At 74.3% G+C, this 3,108-nt stretch carries 4 protein-coding genes; all 4 read left to right on the top strand.

The window, feature by feature from the left end; translation table 11 throughout:
- The first annotated feature begins 203 nt into the window (after positions 1-203).
- A complete protein-coding gene (gene sctL, locus AX737_RS04930; RefSeq protein WP_066919450.1) occupies positions 204-860 on the top strand; it encodes a type III secretion system stator protein SctL in 657 nt (218 codons plus the stop codon).
- Positions 857-2,242 (top strand): type III secretion system ATPase SctN, encoded by a 1,386-nt coding sequence (gene sctN / locus AX737_RS04925; RefSeq protein ID WP_066919448.1) that lies wholly within the window; start codon positions 857-859, stop codon positions 2,240-2,242. Before sctL ends, sctN begins: the two co-directional genes overlap by 4 nt.
- An 8-nt stretch (positions 2,243-2,250) precedes the next feature.
- Positions 2,251-2,727, top strand: a complete 477-nt coding sequence (locus AX737_RS04920; RefSeq protein ID WP_197430461.1) for a YscO family type III secretion system apparatus protein — start codon at positions 2,251-2,253, stop codon at positions 2,725-2,727.
- Positions 2,724-3,108, top strand: a 385-nt coding sequence (locus AX737_RS04915; RefSeq protein ID WP_197430460.1) for a hypothetical protein, incomplete at its 3' end; no start/stop codon positions are given. The genes AX737_RS04920 and AX737_RS04915, both read left to right, overlap by 4 nt.

Raw genomic sequence — 3,108 nt, 5'->3', positions numbered from 1 at the left:
GCCGAGCGTCCCGAGCCCGAGGGCGCCGTCGTCGCCCTCGGGCTCGGGACGCTCGGCCGCTTCGCCGCGGCGGCCGAGCCGGCGCTCGGCCGGCTCGTCGCCCTGCGGCTCGGCGCCGAGCCAGGGATTCTGACCGGACCGCCCCCGCTCGGGCCGGGGGCCTGCGAGCACGTCGTGAGACTCCTGCGGCGGAGGATGGACGCGTGGTCGCCTATTATCGCCTGAGCGAACTCGGCTACCGCCTCGCGCCGGGCCTGCAGGTGCTGCCCCCGGAGGCGTTCGAGCCGGTTCCGGCCGCGACCGCCCTGCTGCGCGACGCCGAGGCGCGCGCCGCCGCGATCGTGGCCGAGGCCGAGCAGGAATACGCGCGCCGCAGCGCGCAGGGCTACGCCGACGGCCTCGCCCGGGCGGAACTCGAATCGGTCGAGCGGCTGCTGCGCGAGGGCGTCCAGCTCGATGCCGGCCTGAAGGCGGCCGAGGCCGAGATGGCCCGCATCGTCATGGCGTGCGTGCGCCGCCTCGTCGACAGCTTCGACGACGAGGCCCGCACGGTCGCGGCCGTGCGGGGCGCGCTGCGCCAGATGCGCCGCGAGCGCCGGGCCGAGCTGCGCGTCGCGCCCGCCCACTACGCCGCCATGCGCGACCGGATCGCCGGCATCGTGGCGGATTTCCCCGAGGTCGAGTTCGTCGACGTGGTCGAGGATCCGGCGCTCATGCCCCCGCAGATCGTGCTCGAATCGAGCATCGGCCGGGTCGAGACCGCGGTCGATGCCGGGCTCGACGCGCTGGAGGCGATCGTGCGGGGCGCCGCCGCAGGACATTCCGATAGCTCGGCCGACCCGGCCGGGGCGGCGGCGTGAACCGCCCCCTCCCCCCGCCCGACGGCGCGGCGGTCGCGCGCGAGCGCGCCGAGCGCATCCGAGCGCGGCTCGGCCGCGTCCTGCCCGAGGTCGCCACCCGCGCGGCCGCCTTCGATCCCTACGCGGTCACCGGCCGGGTCCGGAAGGTCGTCGGCACCATCATCCACGCCAGCGTGCCGGACGTGCAGGTCGGCGAGATCGTCGAGCTGATCACCCGGCAGACTGGCCTGCGCCTGTTCGCCGAGTGCGTCGGTTTCCTCGACGAGGAGGCGCTGCTCGCGCCGATCGGCGAGACGCAGGGTGTCTCGCCCCGCACGGAGGTGCGCCGCACCGGCCGCGTCCAGGCGGTGGCGGTGGGCCCGGGCCTGCTCGGCCGGGTCATCGACGGCATGGGCGCCTTCATCGACGGCCGGGACCTGCCCTTCGAGCCCGAGACGCACTACCCCGTCTACCAGGACCCGCCGGACCCGATGCGCCGCCGGGTGATCGATACCCCACTCTCGCTCGGCGTGCGGGCGCTCGACGGCATCCTCACCTGCGGCGAGGGCCAGCGCATGGGCATCTTCGCGGCGGCCGGCGGGGGCAAGTCGACCCTGCTGTCGATGCTGGTGAAGGGCGCCGACGTCGACGTCACCGTGCTGGCGCTGATCGGCGAGCGCGGGCGCGAGGTGCGCGAGTTCATCGAGCACGATCTTGGCCCCGAGGGGATGGCGCGCGCCATCATCGTCTGCGCCACCTCGGACCGCAGCTCGATGGAGCGCGCCAAGGCCGCCTTCGTGGCCACGGCAATCGCCGAGTACTTTCGCGATCAGGGCCAGCGCGTGCTCTTCCTGATGGATTCTGTGACGCGCTTCGCGCGCGCCCAGCGCGAGATCGGGCTGGCGGCCGGCGAGCCGCCGACCCGGCGCGGCTTCCCGCCCTCCGTCTTCGCCAACCTGCCGAAGCTGATGGAGCGCGTCGGCATGAACGACCGGGGCTCGATCACCGCGCTCTACACGGTGCTGGTCGAGGGCGACGACATGAACGAGCCCGTGGCCGACGAGACCCGCTCGATCCTCGACGGGCACATCGTGCTCTCGCGCAAGCTCGCCGCGGCCAACCATTACCCGGCGATCGACATCCTGGCCTCGAAGAGCCGCGTGATGGGCGCCGTCACCACGCCCGAGCACCGGGCGATGGCCGGCCGGGTCAATGCCTGGCTCGCGGCCTACGCGGATGTCGAACTGCTCGTGAAGGTCGGCGAGTACAAGCGCGGCAACGATCCCGATTCCGACCTCGCCATCGCCAAGTACAAGCCGATCAACGCCTTCCTGCAGCAGCGCACGGACGAGTTCGACAGCTTCGAGATCACCCAGCAGAAGCTGAGGGCGCTGACCCGATGATCGGCCAGATGAGCATCCTGCTGCGCCTGAAGACCCTCAAGGAGGAACAGGCTCTGCGCGCCCTCCAGGTGAAGCGCCGGCAGGTCGCCGAGGGCGAGGCGGTGCTGGACGAGGCCCGGCAGGCGGTGAGCGCGAGCGCCGCGACCCTGGGCTCGCGCGAGGACGCGATCTACGAAGGCATTCTCGGCCGGGTGGTCGATCTCGGCGCCCTCGACGACACCCGCGGCGCCGTGGTCGCCCTGGAGAAGGGCCATGCCCGCCTCACCGATTCGGCCGAGCGCGCCGCCTACACCCTGCACCGCCTGACCGGCGAGTGCGAGGCGGCGGCCGAGGGCCACCGGGCGGCGACGCGGGTGCGCGACAAGTACACGATCCTGCGCGACGATCTGGCCGCGCGCGCCGCCGAGGAGGCGGAGGCGCGCGAGGAAGGCGAGGTCGAGGAGCTGTTCGGCCGGCGCCGGCCGGGTCCGGGAGAGCGGCCATGATCCGCACGAACCAGCCGCCGCACCCGCCTTCGACCGCGGAGAAACCGGCGGGCTACCCGGGCGATACCCGTCAGGACCCGCGGCGCGACCCGTTCCACCCGCGCGATTCCCGCGAGCGCGCGCTGCGCGACGGACTCGGCCGCGACAGCCTCGGCCGCGAGGACCGGTCCGGCACCGGCGAGGGGTTCGGCCGCTCGCTGGCCTTCGGCGAGCGCATGCGCGACGCGATGGGCGACGCGATGGGCGACACTGGGCGGGACCCGGGGCGGGACCCCGGCCAGGGCGAGGAGCGCGGCGACGGGCGGGAGCACCGCCGCGAGGACGAGCCGCGCCTGCTGGCCGGCGTCGAGCCCGAGCCGGTGGCGGCCCTGTTCGGCGCAG

This window comes from Methylobacterium sp. CCH5-D2 (genome assembly GCF_001556475.1).
Lineage (GTDB): Bacteria > Pseudomonadota > Alphaproteobacteria > Rhizobiales > Beijerinckiaceae > Methylobacterium > Methylobacterium hispanicum.
This window is presented reverse-complemented; position numbering and strand designations above follow the sequence as displayed.

What these genes read in the sequence shown, in the direction of transcription:
- AX737_RS04920 (WP_197430461.1), top strand. Translation starts at nt 2,251, where the DNA reads ATGAGCATCCTGCTGCGCCTGAAGACCCTCAAGGAGGAACAGGCTCTG.